This window comes from Aurantimonas sp. C2-5-R2 (genome assembly GCF_036549495.1).
Taxonomy (GTDB): Bacteria; Pseudomonadota; Alphaproteobacteria; order Rhizobiales; family Rhizobiaceae; genus Aurantimonas; species Aurantimonas coralicida_A.
Genome location: NZ_JAZHLJ010000253.1, coordinates 1 through 972, shown reverse-complemented (window position 1 = coordinate 972; position 972 = coordinate 1). Strand labels below are relative to the sequence as shown.

Genomic DNA, 972 nt, shown 5'->3' with positions numbered 1-972 from the left:
CTAAGCCGTCGCTGCCGCTTGATCCGCCGCGCGCCGCCTTGCCGCCCGCATAGATTATCCCCAGATCGGAACCGTGAACGCAGTCTCAAACCACTTGTCAGATTCGGTTGCAGGGGAATCAACCGACCCTTCTCGACGACGCGGGCAGCGGCAGCTTGCCAAAATCGATTGCGCTGCATGTGAGGATCGTTCCGCTTTCGTCGATGGTCATGCGGACCCGACGGCTTGCCGCAAAGAACGTCAGCCGAACCTTGCCCGCGTCTTCGTCCGCGCCGCGTTCGAACCGGCTGGTGATCGTGCCGTCGCGCATTCCCTGTTTCAGGTCATCCGCCTCGATCCGGAACGCTTTGGCAAGGACATCGGCGTCGATCTGGATCGCGTCATCGGCAAATGCGATATGAGTCATTGACCTTCTCCACTTCCCTGCGCTTCCTCGGATTCATGCGGCCGCGATTAGTGATCCGTCCCCGGGCCAAGCGCAATCCGCCACCGTTGTCCGGTCAAGCTCCGTCATAAAGGCCGCCCGCGCAGCGGCGAGTTGGGGTTTCAGGCGGCACCGCGGTTGCAGCACGCAAGCGCTGCCATCCGCACGAAAACATTCGACGATGGCGAAACGCTGCTCGAGATGGCGCACGACCTCCCCGACAGTGATCGTATGTGCCGCGCGGGCCAGCCGTAATCCGCCACTCCTGCCGCGCTGCGCCCGGACAAATCCGCCGCGACCGAGATCCTGCACCACCTTGGCTAGATGATGCTGCGAGATCGCGAACTCCTCGGCGATCTGTCCGGTCGAGATCGACTCTTCGGGCGCTCCTGCCAGCCGCATCAGAACCCGCAAACCGTAGTCGGTGAATGACGCCAGTCGCATCGGTGCTCCTTAAATGGTATTGACAATACGAAATATATCGGAAGATAATGCATATTGCAAATACCTATTAACGGCAGGCTCGGACAGCCGAAGCCTTGAGGGGG

General features: G+C 60.8%; 2 protein-coding genes. Both read right to left on the bottom strand.

Annotated elements, in window-relative coordinates; all coding sequences use genetic code 11:
• Positions 1-118: 118 nt before the first annotated feature.
• Complete coding sequence (locus VQ044_RS25360) at positions 119-406, bottom strand: DUF6522 family protein (RefSeq protein ID WP_327650438.1); 288 nt, start codon at positions 404-406, stop codon at positions 119-121.
• 33 nt (positions 407-439) lie between these two features.
• Complete coding sequence (locus VQ044_RS25355; RefSeq protein WP_327650437.1) at positions 440-868, bottom strand: RrF2 family transcriptional regulator; 429 nt, start codon at positions 866-868, stop codon at positions 440-442.
• Between the last annotated feature and the right edge of the window lie 104 nt (positions 869-972).